General features: G+C 63.4%; 18 protein-coding genes and 4 pseudogenes. 9 read left to right on the top strand and 13 right to left on the bottom strand.

The genetic code is table 11. The features are described from left to right. Nucleotides 1-6 precede the first annotated feature (6 nt). The 4 genes and pseudogenes from ACFQT0_RS13295 to ACFQT0_RS13280 all read right to left on the bottom strand — a co-directional run bounded on the left by ACFQT0_RS13295 (nucleotide 7) and on the right by ACFQT0_RS13280 (nucleotide 2,201). Nucleotides 7-765, bottom strand: a complete 759-nt coding sequence (locus ACFQT0_RS13295; RefSeq protein ID WP_380206014.1) for a glycosyltransferase family 2 protein — start codon at nucleotides 763-765, stop codon at nucleotides 7-9. Then, nucleotides 743-1,156 (bottom strand): annotated as a pseudogene (locus ACFQT0_RS13290) (glycosyltransferase); the annotation flags it as partial. The gene ACFQT0_RS13295 and the pseudogene ACFQT0_RS13290, both read right to left, overlap by 23 nt. Before the next feature lie 101 nt (nucleotides 1,157-1,257). Further along, nucleotides 1,258-1,839: a hypothetical protein gene (locus tag ACFQT0_RS13285; RefSeq protein ID WP_380203393.1), complete on the bottom strand. Its 582-nt coding sequence runs from the start codon at nucleotides 1,837-1,839 to the stop codon at nucleotides 1,258-1,260. Next, complete coding sequence (locus ACFQT0_RS13280; RefSeq protein WP_380203391.1) at nucleotides 1,779-2,201, bottom strand: hypothetical protein; 423 nt, start codon at nucleotides 2,199-2,201, stop codon at nucleotides 1,779-1,781. The genes ACFQT0_RS13285 and ACFQT0_RS13280 overlap by 61 nt, the downstream gene beginning before the upstream one ends. 285 nt (nucleotides 2,202-2,486) lie before the next feature. On the opposite strand from ACFQT0_RS13280, the pseudogene ruvC reads away from it, so the two are divergent. Continuing rightward, nucleotides 2,487-2,992, top strand: a pseudogene (ruvC, locus tag ACFQT0_RS13275) (crossover junction endodeoxyribonuclease RuvC); the annotation flags it as partial. A gap of 43 nt (nucleotides 2,993-3,035) precedes the next feature. On the opposite strand, the gene ACFQT0_RS13270 reads toward ruvC, so the two are convergent. Further along, nucleotides 3,036-3,725, bottom strand: coding sequence for a hypothetical protein (locus tag ACFQT0_RS13270; protein ID WP_380203389.1), 690 nt, complete (start codon nucleotides 3,723-3,725; stop codon nucleotides 3,036-3,038). Then, nucleotides 3,680-5,476 carry a glycosyltransferase gene (locus tag ACFQT0_RS13265; RefSeq protein ID WP_380203387.1) on the bottom strand — a complete coding sequence of 599 codons (1,797 nt, stop codon included), beginning with the start codon at nucleotides 5,474-5,476 and terminating at the stop codon, nucleotides 3,680-3,682. The genes ACFQT0_RS13270 and ACFQT0_RS13265 overlap by 46 nt, the downstream gene beginning before the upstream one ends. Before the next feature lie 596 nt (nucleotides 5,477-6,072). Here ACFQT0_RS13265 and ACFQT0_RS13260 point away from each other — a divergent pair. Both ACFQT0_RS13260 and ACFQT0_RS13255 read left to right on the top strand, forming a co-directional pair. Beyond that, nucleotides 6,073-6,843: a glycoside hydrolase family 2 TIM barrel-domain containing protein gene (locus ACFQT0_RS13260; RefSeq protein WP_380203385.1), complete on the top strand. Its 771-nt coding sequence runs from the start codon at nucleotides 6,073-6,075 to the stop codon at nucleotides 6,841-6,843. Beyond that, entirely contained in the window at nucleotides 6,822-7,253 is a 432-nt protein-coding gene (locus tag ACFQT0_RS13255; RefSeq protein ID WP_380203383.1) for a hypothetical protein, read from the top strand. Before ACFQT0_RS13260 ends, ACFQT0_RS13255 begins: the two co-directional genes overlap by 22 nt. 205 nt (nucleotides 7,254-7,458) lie before the next feature. On the opposite strand, the pseudogene ACFQT0_RS13250 reads toward ACFQT0_RS13255, so the two are convergent. After that, nucleotides 7,459-8,194 (bottom strand): annotated as a pseudogene (locus ACFQT0_RS13250) (PhzF family phenazine biosynthesis protein). A 245-nt stretch (nucleotides 8,195-8,439) separates the two neighbouring features. Then, on the bottom strand, nucleotides 8,440-8,613 hold the full coding sequence (locus tag ACFQT0_RS13245; RefSeq protein ID WP_380206167.1) for a hypothetical protein: 174 nt from the start codon (nucleotides 8,611-8,613) through the stop codon (nucleotides 8,440-8,442). Here ACFQT0_RS13245 and ACFQT0_RS13240 point away from each other — a divergent pair. From ACFQT0_RS13240 to ACFQT0_RS13220, 5 genes and pseudogenes are all read left to right on the top strand, one after another. Beyond that, nucleotides 8,563-8,670, top strand: a pseudogene (locus ACFQT0_RS13240) (RNA polymerase sigma factor); the annotation flags it as partial. The gene ACFQT0_RS13245 and the pseudogene ACFQT0_RS13240 overlap by 51 nt on opposite strands. Before the next feature lie 40 nt (nucleotides 8,671-8,710). Next, nucleotides 8,711-9,028 carry an RNA polymerase sigma factor gene (locus ACFQT0_RS13235; protein ID WP_380206013.1) on the top strand — a complete coding sequence of 106 codons (318 nt, stop codon included), beginning with the start codon at nucleotides 8,711-8,713 and terminating at the stop codon, nucleotides 9,026-9,028. After that, nucleotides 9,025-9,366 carry a hypothetical protein gene (locus ACFQT0_RS13230; RefSeq protein ID WP_380206166.1) on the top strand — a complete coding sequence of 114 codons (342 nt, stop codon included), beginning with the start codon at nucleotides 9,025-9,027 and terminating at the stop codon, nucleotides 9,364-9,366. The genes ACFQT0_RS13235 and ACFQT0_RS13230 overlap by 4 nt, the downstream gene beginning before the upstream one ends. A gap of 418 nt (nucleotides 9,367-9,784) precedes the next feature. Then, nucleotides 9,785-10,327 carry a hypothetical protein gene (locus ACFQT0_RS13225; RefSeq protein ID WP_380203381.1) on the top strand — a complete coding sequence of 181 codons (543 nt, stop codon included), beginning with the start codon at nucleotides 9,785-9,787 and terminating at the stop codon, nucleotides 10,325-10,327. 50 nt (nucleotides 10,328-10,377) lie between these two features. Next, nucleotides 10,378-10,719 carry a hypothetical protein gene (locus ACFQT0_RS13220; RefSeq protein WP_380203379.1) on the top strand — a complete coding sequence of 114 codons (342 nt, stop codon included), beginning with the start codon at nucleotides 10,378-10,380 and terminating at the stop codon, nucleotides 10,717-10,719. 42 nt (nucleotides 10,720-10,761) lie between these two features. Here the strand turns inward: ACFQT0_RS13220 and hutI are convergent, their stop codons facing one another. The 3 genes from hutI to ACFQT0_RS13205 all read right to left on the bottom strand — a co-directional run bounded on the left by hutI (nucleotide 10,762) and on the right by ACFQT0_RS13205 (nucleotide 13,422). Then, nucleotides 10,762-12,024, bottom strand: a complete 1,263-nt coding sequence (gene hutI / locus ACFQT0_RS13215; RefSeq protein ID WP_380203377.1) for an imidazolonepropionase — start codon at nucleotides 12,022-12,024, stop codon at nucleotides 10,762-10,764. Between the two features lie 280 nt (nucleotides 12,025-12,304). After that, nucleotides 12,305-12,946, bottom strand: a complete 642-nt coding sequence (locus tag ACFQT0_RS13210) for a spore photoproduct lyase family protein (RefSeq protein WP_380203375.1) — start codon at nucleotides 12,944-12,946, stop codon at nucleotides 12,305-12,307. After that, entirely contained in the window at nucleotides 12,940-13,422 is a 483-nt protein-coding gene (locus tag ACFQT0_RS13205) for a spore photoproduct lyase family protein (RefSeq protein ID WP_380203373.1), read from the bottom strand. The genes ACFQT0_RS13210 and ACFQT0_RS13205 overlap by 7 nt, the downstream gene beginning before the upstream one ends. A gap of 195 nt (nucleotides 13,423-13,617) precedes the next feature. Between ACFQT0_RS13205 and ACFQT0_RS13200 the strand changes: the two genes are divergently transcribed. Next, nucleotides 13,618-14,151, top strand: coding sequence for a 2'-5' RNA ligase family protein (locus ACFQT0_RS13200; RefSeq protein WP_380203372.1), 534 nt, complete (start codon nucleotides 13,618-13,620; stop codon nucleotides 14,149-14,151). Nucleotides 14,152-14,185: 34 nt separating this feature from the next. On the opposite strand, the gene ACFQT0_RS13195 is transcribed toward ACFQT0_RS13200, so the two are convergent. After that, the gene (locus ACFQT0_RS13195; protein ID WP_380203371.1) at nucleotides 14,186-14,536 is read right to left on the bottom strand and encodes a hypothetical protein; all 351 of its coding nucleotides are present in this window, start codon (nucleotides 14,534-14,536) and stop codon (nucleotides 14,186-14,188) included. After that, nucleotides 14,442-15,752, bottom strand: coding sequence for a glycosyltransferase family 39 protein (locus ACFQT0_RS13190; RefSeq protein ID WP_380203369.1), 1,311 nt, complete (start codon nucleotides 15,750-15,752; stop codon nucleotides 14,442-14,444). Before ACFQT0_RS13190 ends, ACFQT0_RS13195 begins: the two co-directional genes overlap by 95 nt. Between the last annotated feature and the right edge of the window lie 99 nt (nucleotides 15,753-15,851).

The raw sequence follows: 15,851 nt of genomic DNA, 5'->3' as shown, positions 1-15,851 counted from the left end.
TTTGAATTAGCCAGTGGAAGTAAATTTTGATTTACCGCACCGCCCTCCCCTTCCATTCATAGCCGCCGCGCCAGCCCGCCGCCCCCACCGCCAGCGCGTACGGCGCGTACAGTACTTGCAGCGGCAGCAGGCCCCACAGCCACTTGCGCTGCCCGAAAAATGGAGCACTGGGCCCAGAAACCACGCATCGGCGCCCAGCTTGATAACCCACGCCGCCAGTACCCACGGCCACAGCCCGGGCCATACCAACGCAGCGCCGGCCCCGGCGGCCAGGGCCACGTTGGCGCCCAGTACCAGCAGGGCCAAGCGGCGCGGGGCGGCGCTTTGGTAGTGCCGCCACTTGCTGGCCCAGCGCACCCGCTGCCGTAGCAGCGCCCGCAGGGTAAGTGGGGCCGCCGTGCGCACTATTGCCGCCGCATCGGCCAGGAAATAAGCGGAGCCGGGGAAGGCTGCGTGAATTTTATGGAGCAGAAATTCATCGTCGCCGCTGGCAACGTGCAGGTTATCGGCAAAGCCGCCAACGGCCTCGAACGCCGTGCGCCGGTAGGCCAGGTTGGCGCCGTTGCACATGGTGGGCTGCTGGCGGGTGAGGCAGGCCGCGCCCACGCCCACCAGTCCCGCGAACTCCAGCCCAATTAGCAGCTGCAGGAAAGAATTCGGCCCCGTGAGCAGCACCGGACCACTGATAAAATTGGCCTGCGGGGCCCGCTCGAGCCTGCGCGGCGTAGGCCGCCAGCCAGCCGGGCTGCAGGCGGCAATCAGCATCGGTGCATACCAGCCAGGGCGCCTGGGCCGATTGCAGCGCGGCAAGCAGCGCGGCTTTCTTGCCGGTTTCGCCAGCTGGCAACGTGATGAGGCGAAGCGTAAAACCAGTTTCCTGAGCTGCTTTTGTTACCAGCGCGGCGGTGGCATCGGTGGAATGGTCGTCAGAGATAAGGACTTCAAAGTTCGCGGCGGGCAGGGTTTGCGCAGCCAGGTCATGCAGAAGTTGGGGAAGGTTGGCCGCTTCGTTGCGGGCGGCGATGAGAACCGAGAAAATCAATGAGGAATGAATGGTCGAGAATGAAGAATGAGGAATGAGGAATGAAGAATTATTACCCGGTGAGGGCGCCTTCCAGCTCAATTTTTCCTTCTCGCCCAATTCCTCATTCCTCATTCTTAATTCTTCATTCATACTCATAACCCACCCGCCACGCAGCCAGCCCATCAGCCCAGCGTACAGCAGCGGCAAGACCAGCAATGCTGCTCCGGCCACCATCATCGGGCGGCGCGGCTTGAGCGCAGCACCCGCAGCCCGGGCACCAGCAGCAGCCCGGCGGCGCTGGGCAGCGCTATGTTGATGACCCACAAGCTGAGGCTGGCGCTGAGCACCGGCAGCGCGGGCTGGCCCAACAACCCAAACAAGTGGGTGGCCGACAGCTCCCGCACGCCCACATCGGCCAGGGCATTGAGCGAGGGCACTAGCGACTTAAGCAGAAACGTACCTGCCACTGCCGCCAGCCCCGGCCCCAGCGGCGAGGCCACGCCATACGCCCCCAGCAACAGCAGAAACTGCGCACAAAACACCGCGTAGCGCAGCCCCGAAATGGCCAGCACCGCGTGCAGCGCCCGCGCCGGATACGTGGGCATGATGGCCAGCGCCGGCCGGAATCGCCGCAGCGGGCGCCACAGCCCCAGCGCCGCCAGCAATAGCCGCGACCGGTACAGCGGCACCAGCACCGCCGCGCTTATCAGTACCGCCGACACCACCACGCCCAGCCCCGCCGCCGGGTAGCCCTTCAAATAAAACGTGAGCAGAAAGTAGAGTAAGCCCAGCACGCCCGCCAGCACCGTGGCCACCAGCGGCAGTAGCGGCCCAAAAACACGGCGCCCAGCGCACTCACGCGGCGGCTTTTTAGCTCAATAATGCGGCCGGCGTAGTCGCCCACGCGGTTGGGGGTGGCAAAGCCCAGGGTGAGGCCCACCAGCACCGCCCGGAAGCTGCGCCCGAACGTGACGGGCTCCAGGTGCCGGGCCAGCCGGTGCCACTTCCACGCCTCCAGGCCCCAGTTGACCGGCACCAGGGCCAGGGCCAGCAGCACCGGCGTGCGCCCCGCCCCGCTCAAGGTAGTGGCCAGCAGCGTGCGCCAAGCCGCGGCGGTGTCGGGCGCCGCAAAAATGGAATTGTAGAGCAGACCCAGCGTGAGCAAGGTCACCAGCACTTTGCCCCAGAATACCAGGCGGCCCCATTTCTTGGCGGCGGGACCTTTTTCGGGCTGCTTTTCACTTCTAAGGGGAAAAGAAGCCGGCGCCCGGCCGCTGGCCGCTGCTGAGGCCTTGGCCGCGTCGTAGCTTTGTGAAGGAAGCTCGCTTTCCGTTTCTTTTTCGCCGCTTCCGGCTGTTTGCTCACTTCCGCTCCTTTGGCTGCCCCCTTCGCCCCCGCCCCGCTCCTGCTGTCGAGCCTGCTGCCCAAAATCATCATGGGCGTGGACCCCGGCACCCAGATTATGGGCTACGCCCTGATTGAGGTGCGCGGCCAGCGGGTCGACGTGTTGTGCTACGACGTTATCAATATGAAGGCGCTCGGGTCGAATCACGCCGTAAAGCTAAAGCGGATTTTTGACCGCATGCTGGAGCTGATTGACGAGTACCTTCCGGATGAGCTGGCCATTGAAGCGCCGTTTTTGGGGTGAACGTGCAAAGCATGCTCAAGTTGGGCCGGGCCCAGGGCGTGGCCATTGCCGCCGCCCTCAGCCGCCAGATTCCCTACGTGGAGTACGCCCCCACCAAGGTGAAGCAGGCCGTAACGGGCTCGGGCGCGGCCACCAAGGAACAGGTGGCCCACATGCTCCGCCAGACGCTTACGCTGCCGCCCATCGCCGAAGCCTCGAAGTTTCTGGATGCTACCGACGCGCTGTCGGTCGCGCTGTGTCACCACTACCAAAAGGGCAACAACGTGCAGGCCGGCAGCAAAAGCTGGGGCAAGTTTCTGGCCGATAACCCCAGCCGCCTGAACGCCACCACGACCACGAAAAAGGCCGCTCCCAAAAAACAGCCTAGCCGCCGGGCTGCTCCCGCTTGGGGCTGCGGCCCCGGGCGGTGCTGGCTGGGGGCGTACCGGGCGAGAATATCACGGCCTTCACTTCGGGGTAGCGCGTGTGGAAATCCTGGGCCCAGCGGTAGGTCTTGGGCGTTTGCTCTTCGGGCACAAACAGCACGATGGGCTTGCTCTGCATTTCAATCTTGATGGCTACCTGCTCGCGGAACGGCAAATAGCAGCTACCCATGGCACTCGTCACGGCCGGCGTATTCCGGCAGTCGCTGGCCACCCACGTCACGTTGGCGGCTCCGGGGAAATAGGCGGCGATGGAATCGGGGCGCGGCGGCGTCCAGACCCACACCACGGTAGTATCGCCGGAGGCGCGGTAGCTTTTCACCAGCTTCTGCCAGGATTCGCGGTAGGCGCTGGCGTTCGGCGCTTTCACGATGGGGCGCAGCAGCAGCTGGTTTTCGTGCTTGAGCAGGTTGAGCACCTGCGCTTTAAACACGCGGGCACCTTCGGGCGAATCTTCTGGCACCCAGGTCAGCAGCGGAATATCGCCGCGCTGGTTGATTTCTTCGATGGCCGCAACGGGAAGCTTGGCGGGCTGGCCCGCTGGCAAATCCAAGGCAACTACCTGGCCGAGCGTTGCCGGCGATTTCACCCAGGAAATAGCAATCTGGCTGGGGTTAGTAACCGTCTGCACGGGCATTTTGGAGCTGGCTGGCCGGTATCGGGCTGGCCCACCCGGAAGGAGCCGAAGCCGGTGTGCGCCCAGATGTAGTCGTCGGAAATGGACTGCTGCTCCTGCCACTGCACCAGCACCACGCCGCCCGATATCAGCGTGTGCAGGATGGCCAGCCCCGTAGCAAATGCAACCGAGCCCGTGCGCAGCCGCTTGGTGATAACGCCCGAGCCGGCCGCCAGCGTGTTGTCGACCCAGCGCTTAACGGCGTGTAGCGGCCGCGTCGACCACATGAACGAACGGATGCTGTTGAGCAGCGCGTGCTGGGCCATTAGCACCGACATTATCAGAATGAAGGCGTTGATGAGGGCCAGCGTGGCCATGAGCTTGGTGTACGGGCCGCGAATGCCCTGCACCTGCATGCTGTACACCGCCGCCCCTATCGAAATAAAGGCCAGCAGGAGGTTGGGCATGCATAGCAGCCACTCGTTCTTCACTTTGCCTTCCTTGGGCGTCGGGATGTACGGCACCTTGATGTTGAGGAAGGTGTATACCAAACCCAGGGAATAAACCCACCAGGTGGCAATGCGCAAAAACCCGCCCGCCAGGTGCAGCCCCGGTTCGTGGGGCTCGCGCAGCCACTGCTGGGCGTTGTAGCGAATCAGCAGGCCTATCATCGTGACGGGCAGCATGTGCAGGGCAAACTCGGGCAGCGAAAGGTGCCACGGAAACTGCAGCAGCAGCAGCGAGGCAATGGGCACCGTGATGTCAATCAGGGCCACAATACCCGAGAAGAAGTACAGCGGCAGGGTGAAGTAGTGCAGCCGCTGCCGCCACGAGAAATTCTTGAACAGCTTGGGGTACACGTGCGCCAGCAAATCGAAGGTGCCGCGCGCCCACTTGAGCTGCTGCATGTAGAAGGCGCCGAGCGTGGAAGGAACCAGCCCGCGGCTCACCACCACGGGGGCGTAAATGGATTTCCAGCCGGCCGCGTGCATGCGCATGGCCGTGTGCATATCTTCGGTGAGGCCCGCAGCGTGCCCGCCAATGGACTCGATGGCCGTGCGGCGGAACGTGCAGTTGGCCCCGATGGCCTGCACGGTGTTGTACACGTTCATGCCCATCATGAGGGGGCCGTAGAAGTGGTAGGTCTGCTCGGCGGCGCCCAATGCTACGAGACTATCTTTCTGGTTGCCATAGGCCTGCACTACCTGCACGTAGCCCACGGTGGGGTCTTCGAAGTAGGGCATCACCTGGTCCAGGAAGTCGGGGGTCACTTCGTGGTCGGGGTCGAGCACCACGCACATTTCGCCCGTGGCCTGGCGCAGGGCGTTGTTGATGTTGCCGGCCTTGGCGTTTTTCTTTTCGATGCGCGTGACGTGCACTACGCCGAGGCGCTCGCACACGGCGCGCAGTTCGGGGTCGTCGCCCTCGTCGCAGAGGTAGGTGGTATGGGGGTAGCGCACGGCCACCAGCGACTCCAGCGTCCGGATAATCATGTCGTGCGGCTCACCCGGGCAGGCCGTCGTGAGCATGTCAACGGTGCGCAGCGGGGCGCTGGGCGGTACCTCCGGGGCAATGGGCTCCACCACGTGCACGTAGTGGTACCACTCGTGCACCATGCGGAGCATTTTGTAGCACAGCGAGAACGTAAGCAGCCAGTACAGGGGCGCGTAGCCCATGTGCTCGGAATCGGCGAACCACCAGAAGAACTGGGCCAGCAGCACCACCCCAATCAGCACCAGAATGCGCATCTGCTTGGTGCCCTTCATGTCCCGAAACTGAACAGTAGCCCTGTTGGGTTGTAGCGCTTCGTTGAGTTGCGGCTCCTCTAATACTTCGGCGGGTAGAGTTTTTGAGACCGGTAGATTTTCCATTAAAACTGCTCGCGCAGATGATTTAAAATTGATAGATGCTCTTGCGCAACTTTATAACGATACGATATATCAGCAGCCCGCGGTCTTGGTCTTATAAAAAAGCAGCGCTTTCTTAGAATTTGCGCCTTCTAACGTAAACAAATCTAACAATGCCGCCCCGGATGGTTAATTATTTTTGACCTTCGAACGTATAAGCCGCGTTGTATAATTCAGCATTTGGAATCCAAGAAGCTTTTAAGGCAAACCGTACTGCTGCTAAAACCATTACCCTCAGTGACATATTTCGTTTTCAAAAATAAAGCAGTCGTAGCCTCACTTTTCCTTGCGCTCGCACAGGTGGTGGGCTGCCACCCTGCCCCCGAAGCGGTAGTTGAAACAATTACGCCCCTGCACCCGGCCGAGGGCGTGGTGCCCGTGCGGGTGGTGCAAACCGCCGGCGGCTATGAACTGCAGCGGGATGGCAAGCCGTATCTGATAAAAGGGCCGCCGGCGTGCAGTACTTCAACCAGGTGCGGGAAAAGGGCGGCAACTCGGTGCGGATTTATACCCCCAACTACGCCGACGTGCTCATGGACCAGGCCCACCGCGAGGGCCTCACCGTCATGTTTGGCTTGTGGATGAAGCCGCCCTATGAGAAGTTCGACTACTACGACCCCAAGGCCGTGGCCGAGCAGCAGGCCGAGGTGTACAAGCAGGTGATGCGCTTCAAAAACCATCCGGCCCTGCTGATGTGGAACCTGGGCAACGAGCTGGACAACCACACCGGCGACTTCAAGGTGTACCAGATTGTGAACGAGACGGCCCAGATGATTCACAAGCTGGACCCCAACCACCCCGTCACGACCACCATCACCGACGGTACGTACTCCATCCCCGCCATTGCGCACCTGTGCCCCGATATCGACGTGCTCACCGTCAACGTGTTCCAGAAAATGCCCATTCAGCCCAAGCGCATGATTGACGCGGGCTGGCATGGTCCTTTCATCATCGGCGAGTTTGGGGGCCGCGGCTGGTGGGAAGCCCCCGAAACCGGCTGGGACGCCCCCTCGACCAAAGCAGGCTCGGCCAAGGCAGCCTTTCTGCGCAACGGCTACGTGTCCACAATTGAAGGCAACCGCGGGCGGTGCCTGGGCTCCTATGTGCTGTACTGGGGCAACCGTTTTGAGCAGACCGACATGTGGCTGAGCATGTTTGCCCCCACGGGCGAAAAAACGGCCCTCGTGGACATGATTGAGATGATGTGGACCGGAAAAAACCGGTAAACCAGGCCCCGCAGGTCGGCGCCATCCGACTGGACAACAAGTTTGACACCGATAACGTCGCCTTAAAGCCCAATGCTGACTACCCGGCTACCATCCCGGCTTCCGACCCCGACGGCGACTCCCTGCGCATAGACTGGAAGGTAACGCGCGATGTGGACGAGTTTCACACGCTGCCGCAGAGCCGCACGGCGCCGGAAGCCATTCCCAGTGCCATCCGCGAGGCCAATGGGCCGACTGCCCTGATACATACACCGACCTCGCCCGGCGCTTATCGCCTGCTGGTGAACGTTTACGACGGCAAAGGCAGCGTGTCGACCAACAGCTTCCCCTTCTACGTAGGCACGCCCCCGCCCCGGATAAAGGCATCCACATGCCCAAGTACGAGCGCAAGTAATTGGGCTGGAAGTTGAGCTGAAATGGCCGAAGCAATGCGAAGCCCTTGCTCCTATTCAAACCGGTGCTGGCAAAACGTCTGTCATGCAGAGCGCAGCGAAGCATCTTTACCGCAGTAGTAATTATGATTAGTTACGCGGTAAAGATGCTTCGCTGCGCTCTGCATGACGGCCTATTGAAATGGGCTCTTTGGAATGGGCACTAGTAGTCAGCTCCTAAAATCTACACCATAATTTGGCCAACCGAATACGTCACGGCGTAGCCGCTGATGTCGACCCGGTCGTGGCGCAGGCGGCACCAGAGGTCACCGCCGCGGGGCGAAATCTGGCGGGCGCGCAGCTCATTTTTGCCCAATTTTTCGGCCCAATACGGAATCAGCGTGCTATGGGCTGAGCCCGTAACGGGGTCTTCGGGCACGCCCACGCGGGGGCAAAAAGCGCGACACGAAATCAAGGCCATCGGCCGCGGTGCCCGGCGCGGTGGCGATAACGCCCACGTATTCGAGCGCCGCAATGCGGGCAAAGTCGGGCTTGAGGGCGCGCACTTCGGCTTCGGAGCTGAACACGGCCAGCAAATCGCGGGCGGCCAGCACCTGCAGCGGCGTGGCCCGCAGGCCATCGACCAGGCCGGTGGGATGCGTGGCCAGCAGGCGGGGCGGACGTGAGGGAAAATCGAGGGTGAGGCGCCCGTCGGCTTCGCGCGAGACTTCCAGCGGGCCGCTCTGGCTGTGGAACACCACCTTGGGCTGGGCAAAGCCGAGGTGGGCAAACAAGACGTGGGCCGAGGCGAGCGTGGCGTGGCCGCACAAGTCAATTTCGACGGTGGGCGTAAACCAGCGGATGTCGTACTCGGCCGCGGTGCCGGCGCGCGGCACGATAAAGGCGGTTTCGGCCAGGTGGTTTTCGGCCGCAATTTGCTGCATGTGCTCAGCGGGCAGCCAGGTTTCGAGCGGGCACACGCCGGCGGGGTTGCCCGTGAAAGGGTTTTGGGCGAAGGCGTCGACGTGGAAGTAGCGTATCACGGGAAGGAGCGGGATGAGGTTGGCGGCGTAATTCTGAGCAAGAATACGGCAAAGCGTCTTTGCCGGGAACAGTTGGCGGCGGCACTGGCAGAAATTTTAAAATAATTTAGGGGCCATGCAACCGCTCCGGCCTGGCGCCGGTCAGGCCTTTACCAGGCGGGTGCTGTACAGCCCGCCTTCTATCACACTTCTCCATGCCGCCTCCCATTGCCCCGGTCGATGAGGCGCTGCTGGCGGCATGCCGTCGCGGCGAATCGGCGGCGCAGCACCGGCTTTACCAGCGGCTGGCGTACCTGCTCATGGGCGTGTGCCTGCGCTACTGCCCCAGCCGGGCCGAGGCGGAGGACGCGCTGCAAAACACGTTCGTTAAAATCTTTACCCGCCTCGACCAATACCGGGGCCAGGGTCCGTTTGAGGCCTGGGCCCGGCGTATTGCCGTGACCACCTCGCTCCATGCCCTGGAGCAGCACCGCCTGCGCCACCCCGGCCCGGGCGCCGACCTCGACGAGCCTGGCCACCGACCTACCCAGCCCCGAGCCTTCGGCGCTGGAGCAGCTCGCCGCCTCCGACCTGCTGGCTCTGCTGGCCACGCTGCCGCCCGGCTACCGCACCGTGCTCAACCTCTACGCCGTGGAGGGCTACTCGCACCAGGAAATCGCCGAGCTACTGGGCATTGCCGAGGGCACTTCCAAATCGCAGGCGGCCCGGGCCCGCCGGCTGCTCGAAACCCGCCTGACGGCCCAGGCCCACCATTCCCCGCAACTGCCATGACCCACCGCAAACCCGACGACTTGTACGATGCCCTGCGCGACCGGCTGGCCGACTACGGCCAGGAGCCGCCGGCGCAGCTGTGGGCCGGCATTCGGGCGAAGCTCCCGGCGCCGGTGGCCCAGCCCAGGCTGCGGCGGCGCCGGCGCTGGAACCCGGTGCTACTCGTGGGCCTGCTGCTTCTGGTAGCCGGCGGGGCCGGCTGGCAATGGTGGCGCACAGCCGGCCCCGGCCAGGTCACTACCCGCCAAGGCCAGGCTGGCTCAGGCCGGAAACGGAGCGCGCCCAAACGGAGCAGCAGGTTCGCAGGAAGCAGCCAGCATACACGAGCCAGCCACTAGCGCGGCAGTAGTCTCCACTGCAACACCTTCCGCAATCGACTCTGAGAATAAGACAGAAGCACCACAAGTGCCACTTACATCAGCAGAGCAATTCTCAGCAGGCGCTATCGCAGCTACCAGCACGCATTCTCCAGCTTCGCCAGAAATGGTGAGCGGCGGGACTTTCTCAGCGGGGCTGGCTGCGGCTGCAAAGCGGAGAAGGCCGGTTCGATTGCCGGCTGGCCAATTTGACGGAATCCGACCGGCCCGCCACGCCCAACCAGAACCGGGAACGCCGGCGACAAGCACAACAAAACGCCTATCGCGGCAGTCCGGACATGTAGCCTCTGCGGTTACGGGGTATCAATCCCCTGCGTCCAGCCTGACTGATTCAAAAAGTCCAACTACTACTAGCCAATCGGCCAGCGCAATCGCGGCGGTGCGGCCTACTCCCGGGGCACCGGCGGGCTTCCGAAAGGAAACCCTGACCAGCGCCACGGCTGCATCGGGTGCCGCAACTGCTGCGGGCACCTCCGGAACCGATGCCAGTGCGGTTTCGACCAGCTTGCTGGTGATGCGCCCGGTTGAGGTAGCTACGCCGTCCTTCAACCGGCCGGATTTGCTGGTGAGTTCGGACTCTATGCTTTCGCATCCGGCAGCGCCTTCGCGCTGGGCGGCGCAGGTAATGGCAGGGCCTACCCTCACCCACCGGCAGTTGGGAACCGCCCAAGCCAACTCCTCAAGCCCGGGCTACCCAATTCCCAGCACCAATTCGCTGCCTTACGATTCCTGGGGCAGCCGCCTGGCAGCCCAGGAAAAAGCCAGTATGGGCTTCGGCGTGCAGCTGCAAATTCAACGGGTGCTCACCGGGCGCTGGAGCGTGAGCGGCGGCTTGGGCTACCAGGAATACGCTAGCCAGAACACCTACCCGGGCTGGGGCAGCGCCAGCTTAAAAGCTCTTACTCAATCCCTCAAAATATAAACCCGAACCTTCCCAGCTACACCAAGCGGGACACCTACCGTTTTGCCACGGTGCCGGTGCGGGTCGGCTACACCCTGGGCCCGGCCCGGGAACGGCTGCGCTACGGCGTGGTAACGGGGGTCGATGCGGCCTGGTACCTGGGCGGAAACAGCGCCGGCACCGACACCGCCCCCACCGCCTGGAGCAGCAGCGGCAGCCCCTACCGCCCGCTCAGCCTGAGCGTAAGCGCCGGGCTGGACCTGCGCTACCGCGTGGCCTCGCGCCTCGACCTGATGGCTCAACCCACGGTTACGCGGTTTCTCACTTCCCTAACCGAATCCGGCTCGGGCCTGCAGTCCCGCTACTTACTTGGGGCTGGGGTGTTATTCGGGGCTTCCTATCAATTGAGGTAGCCTGGGAATTACACCTGCGGGAATAAGATAATGCCTTTGCCGTTACAATACGTTGCCACCAATCACGACGTCGCGCACCGGGTTTTCGCCCAGCCAGTACGGGATTTCGGCCACGCTGCCCACGTTCAGCACCAGCACGTCGGCGCGCTTGCCGGGCTCCAGGCTGCCGCAGTCGTGCGCCTGGGCAATGGCCCAGGCCGCGTTGAGCGTGACGGCCGCCACGGCTTCCTTGGGCGTGAGCCCCATTTTCAAGCAGCCCACCGACAGGGCCAGCCACAGGTTTTTGCTGGGGCAGGAGCCGGGGTTGAAATCGGTGCTCAAAGCCACGGGCAGGCCCTCGTCGATGAACGCCCGGCCCGCCGCGAACTTCTCCTGCCGCAGAAACAGCGGCACCAGGGGCAGCAGCACCGCCACGGTGCGGCCCTGGCTTTGCTGGGCAATGCGGGCCGCGGCTTCGGGCGTGAGGTAGTCGCAGTGGTCCACGCTGGTGGCGCCCAGCTCGGCCGCCATTTCGCAGCCGCCCAGGTCGTGCAACTGCTCGGCGTGGATTTTCAGCCCAAACCCCATTTTGTGGGCCTGCTCCAGGAAATACCGCGCCACGGCCAGCGGAAAAGCGCCTTCTTCACAGAAAACGTCTACAAAAGCGGCTTCCCCTTTCAGGTCCGACAGCACTTCGCGCAGGATAAAATCGACGTAGGCGCGCGGCCCGGCGTCTTTAAATTCCGGCGGCACCACGTGGGCCCCCAGGAAGGTGGGCACCACCCGCACGGGCTGTTGCCGGCCGGCTTCGCGGGCCACGCGAACGAGGCGCAGTTCGGTGTCGCGGTCGAGGCCGTAGCCGCTTTTGGCTTCCAGGGTGGTCACGCCGTAGCGCCGAAAACCCTCGAGGTGGTGCAGGGCATTAGCCAGCAGTTCGGCTTCGGTAGCGGCGCGGGTGGCCCGCACGGTGCTCAGAATGCCACCGCCGCCGGCCAGAATTTCGAGGTAGGATTCGCCGCGCAGCTTGCGCTCAAACTCATCGGCCCGGTTGCCGGCAAACACGAGGTGGGTGTGGCACTCCACCAGGCCGGGCATCACCACCCGGCCAGAGGCATCGAGCAGACGGGTTTCGGGGCCAATGTGCGCCAGGTTGAGCTCAGCCATCGGCCCCACGGACACTATTTTATCGCCCACGCAGGCCACGTAGCCGTGCTCGATGACGGTCCAATTGCCAAGGTCGGGCCCGGCCAGTGGGCGGTCGGTCGGGCCACCGGCCAGGGTAAGCACCTGCGCAGCGTGCTGAATAACGAGGGTGTAAGGAAGCATCCGGTAAATGTAGACCGGACCGTTGTTTTAATGAAGAATGAGGTGAGGCGGTCAATTCCCCTCCTCAGTTGAGGAGGGGATGCTCAACTGTCAAGTTGAGTGGGGTGGTTGCGTCGTTGAACCATACCCGAACGAGTCCGGCCCAGCGGTTCTGCCGCGAGTCGTTCAACGAGCGCAACCACCCCAGCCGCAGCTGAAGCTGCGGCGTCCCCTCCTTAACTAAGGAGGGGAGTTAACCGCCACTCTTCGCCCAATTCCTCATTCTTCATTAAACGCAGCGTCACGTCCAGTACTGTACCGGCGCGGCCGGAAAACGGCGCTGCCACTCGGTGTAAAACCAGGCTTTCATGGCTTTCATCTGCTCGGGCTGGTACACGTATTTCAGGCCGCCGAACTTGTTGCGCTTCACGGCGCGGCCTTCCTCAGCCAGGTCGAGGCTGGTGTTGGGGTACCACTGCAGCAGCACGTCTTTCGAGCCCGGCGTGAAGCGGTGGGTGATGAACTCCATGGTCAGGTCGCAATCGAAATCGAGAGCCTGCTGCAGGCGGTCGAGCAGCTCGGTATAGTGCTGCTGCCAGTCGGGAATGGGCATGATGGGCGCCAGCACCACGCCCACGGGGTAGCCCCCGCCCCCGAGTGCCACCGGCAAAGCCAGCCGGCGCAGGGCCTGCATGCGCGCCTCTACCGAGGCGGTGCCGCCTTCCAGGCGCCGGGCCACGGGCTCGGCATTGAGCGAAAAGCGGGCGCGGGTGCGGCCGTGGTGGGCCAGGCCCATCAGCGGCCCAATGTGGTCGTACTTGCTCACGAAGCGCAGCTGGGCGCCTTCGCGGGTACTGAAGTGGCGCACAGCCTCGGCCAGGCTGCCGGTGAGGTGCTCGATGCCCAGCACGTCGGTGTAGCAGGCGGCCTCGAATCTCACCACGCGGCCGGGCTGCTCGTAGGTGGCGGTGTTGGCCAGCAGGGCAGGTTGGCGAAGGCCTTCACCACGGGCGGGCCGCTGAGCGAGCCGGCCAGGTAGCAGTACTGGCAATGCGCGGGGCAGCCTTCGGCCATGTTGAGCTGCCAGTCGGCCGATGGCGGGGTGGGCTGCAGGCGCAGGGCGCCGGCGGGCGCTTTCACGATGGCCAGGGTGTTTTTGGCGGTGCGGTAGGTGGCGCGCACGTCGTCCTGGCGCAGGCCGGTGAGGCGGTTGCTTTTCAGCAGCTCAACTTCCAGGTTTTGGGTTGAAACGCGGGCCAGGATTTGCTGGCCGAACTCTTCGTCCAGGGCATCAGGAGTGAACACCACGCGCTGGGGCAGCCACAGCTTGGCCGAATGCGTGCGCGGGGCCGAGACCGAAGCCGGCTGGTCGGTAAGCAAGGTGTCGGAAAGGGAAACCTGAGAGCCGGCAGTGAGCATAAAAACGGGTAAGTGACGGATATTTTACCAACGTTTTTCAGGTCAGATACAGTCCTTCGTACTGCTTCTAATTAATTGATTTTATCGGTTTTTAGCCATTTGCAAGCCAAGCTCTTACCTGCATGATAAAGCAGAAAAAACCGACGAATTGAGCTAAATCTGCGTACCTGTTCCGCTTCGCTTTCGCTCTGCTTTATGTCCTACCTTGCTGCTGCCCCGCTCATCCTCACGCTCACGCTCGACGATGCGGCCCAGACGTATTTCAACGCCCTCCGCCGCCGGCATTTCCCACCCAAAATCAACTATCTGGAGGCCCACCTCACGCTCTTTCATCACTTGCCTGGCCCGGAGCTGGACGCCGTGTGCGAGCAGCTGCGCACCTGCAGCCTGGCCCATACGGAGCTCCCGCTCCAGGTGACGGGGCTGCGCTTCCTGGGCCGGGGCGTGGCTTTCGTGCTCGAAAACCCTAAGCTGCAGGCCCTGCACCGGCAGCTGCAGCACACGTTTGGACCTTCCCTTACGCCGCAGGACCAGCAGAAGCTGCAGCCCCACATCACCGTTCAAAACAAGGTGGACCCCGCCGAAGCCCGGCAGCTGCTGGCCGACCTGCAGGCCGATTTTGCTCCCTTCGGAGCCGTGGGGACCGGGCTGCACCTGTGGGCCTACCGCAACGGCCCGTGGGAAAGTGTGGCCGAATTCCCCTTCGCCGTGAAAGCGGCGCTGGGCTAGAATTGGGCCAGGCCGCGATATGAGTTTTGTCTTTTTACCTGGCCGGGCCCTCCCACTGGCTCAGGGCGGCCCGCCATTCGCGGCGCACGAGGGCCTGCACGGTGCTGTCGGGCAGCAGGCCGATGGTGATGTGCGTGCCCCACTCCCGGGCAAAGGGGTTGGTAACGGACCCGAAGCGACGGTAGGCGCCAAAATGCGGGGCCAGCTGGTCGTCGGGCTCGTCGTCGACGATGATGATGGCCCGGTGGTGGTTTAGCGTCGGGTACCAGAATAAATAACTGCCGTTTAAGCTATTGGCTATGGGAAGTGCGCGGCGCCGGTTGTAGTAGTTGATGGCGCTGGCCTGGCCGTAGTTGGCGCAGAAGATGAGGGTGTGGGCGCGCACCGAATCGGGCAGGCTTTGGTAGGCGGCCCAGGTTTTGTCGGCCAGGCTCGCGCCAGCCCAGCATGTCGGCGTAGTCCTGGGGCAGGGCGTGCTGCTGGCCGTCTTCCCACCGGTATATGCCCAGGTGGGCATAGCGGGGCGCAGCGCGGCCATGGTGGCAGGGCTCCGCACCGGGGACATCAGCGGCAGGAAAAACAGCAGGAATGCCAGCGGGAAAAGCACCATGGCCAGCTGCAGCACCTTGGTCCACCCAAAACGCGCCCGGGCCACTTGCGGTCGCCGGCCGGCCCGGGCCAACCGCTGCTCCCACCACACCGCCCCAAAAGCAAACAGCACCGGGTAGTAGCCCAGGGCGTAATAATCCTTGCCGTGCAGAACGGCCAGCAGCCCCACGCCCAGCACCGCCACCAGCCCCACAGCCCGGTACGGCCTGAAGTCGTGCCCCAGCAGCAGGGCCAGCAACCCGGGCACCCACACCCAGGTGGCCGGCAAACACATCAGCAGGCTGGGCTTTCAAAAATCGGCCGGCTCCACGTGCACCAGGCTGGCTTTGCTTGAGCAGGGCCATGTGGTGCAAAAACGGAATGCCGTGCCGCAGCTGCCACACCACGTTGGGCAACCACAGCAGCAGCGCCAGCCCCGCCGCGCCCCAGAAGTGGCGCTGGAGCAGCAGCCGGCGCTGGGGCGTAAGCAGCAGCGCGCCACCCAGCGCCGCAATAAAAAACAGCGTGGTGTACTTGTTGAGCAGGCCCAGCCCCAGGCACAGCCCCATAGCGTATAGGTAGCGCGGCCGATGCTCCTGGATGTAGCCCACCAAAGCATACAGGCACGCCACAAACCCAAACACCTCAAACGAGTTGGGCTGAAACAGAATATTGAGCCGGGCGAAAGCCGAACCCAGGTAGCAGGTACCCGCCAGGGCCTGGGCAAACCAGCCGCCTCCCAGCCGCCCGGCCAGCCGCACCACCACATACACCGTGGCCGCGCCCCACAGAAAGGGCCAGAACTTCACCCAGCCCTCGCCCCCGCCCAGCGCCAGCGCCGCCCAGGCCTGCGCCGCGATGAGCGGCGGCACTTCCAGGTAGCCCCAGGCCAGGTGTTGGCCCTGCACGAGGTAGAGGTATTCGTCGCGCTGCAGCTCATACACCGGGCTGATGAGGAAATAGCCCGACACGAATTTGAGCAAGGCGAAGGCCCACGGCAAGATGCGTTTCATGCGGCCAAGGTAGCATGTGCCACGCGTTGGCTGGATTATTTGAATAAGTAATTTACCAAGCAATTATCACGCGTAAGTCCCTGGTTTTATTCCAATTTG

It is taken from the genome of Hymenobacter humi (assembly GCF_042665855.1).
Taxonomy (GTDB): domain Bacteria; phylum Bacteroidota; class Bacteroidia; order Cytophagales; family Hymenobacteraceae; genus Hymenobacter; species Hymenobacter humi.
The sequence above is the reverse complement of the archived record's forward strand: the minus strand, read 5'-3'. Positions and strand labels throughout refer to the sequence as shown.

Coding starts and splice junctions, on each gene's coding strand:
- ACFQT0_RS13295 (WP_380206014.1), bottom strand. CDS start 765: ATGCTGATTGCCGCCTGCAGCCCGGCTGGCTGGCGGCCTACGCCGCGC.
- ACFQT0_RS13265 (WP_380203387.1), bottom strand. CDS start 5,476: ATGAAGGGCACCAAGCAGATGCGCATTCTGGTGCTGATTGGGGTGGTG.
- ACFQT0_RS13235 (WP_380206013.1), top strand. CDS start 8,711: ATGCCCTGGAGCAGCACCGCCTGCGCCACCCCGGCCCGGGCGCCGACC.
- ACFQT0_RS13230 (WP_380206166.1), top strand. CDS start 9,025: ATGACCCACCGCAAACCCGACGACTTGTACGATGCCCTGCGCGACCGG.
- hutI (WP_380203377.1), bottom strand. CDS start 12,024: ATGCTTCCTTACACCCTCGTTATTCAGCACGCTGCGCAGGTGCTTACC.
- ACFQT0_RS13205 (WP_380203373.1), bottom strand. CDS start 13,422: ATGCTCACTGCCGGCTCTCAGGTTTCCCTTTCCGACACCTTGCTTACC.
- ACFQT0_RS13200 (WP_380203372.1), top strand. CDS start 13,618: ATGTCCTACCTTGCTGCTGCCCCGCTCATCCTCACGCTCACGCTCGAC.
- ACFQT0_RS13190 (WP_380203369.1), bottom strand. CDS start 15,752: ATGAAACGCATCTTGCCGTGGGCCTTCGCCTTGCTCAAATTCGTGTCG.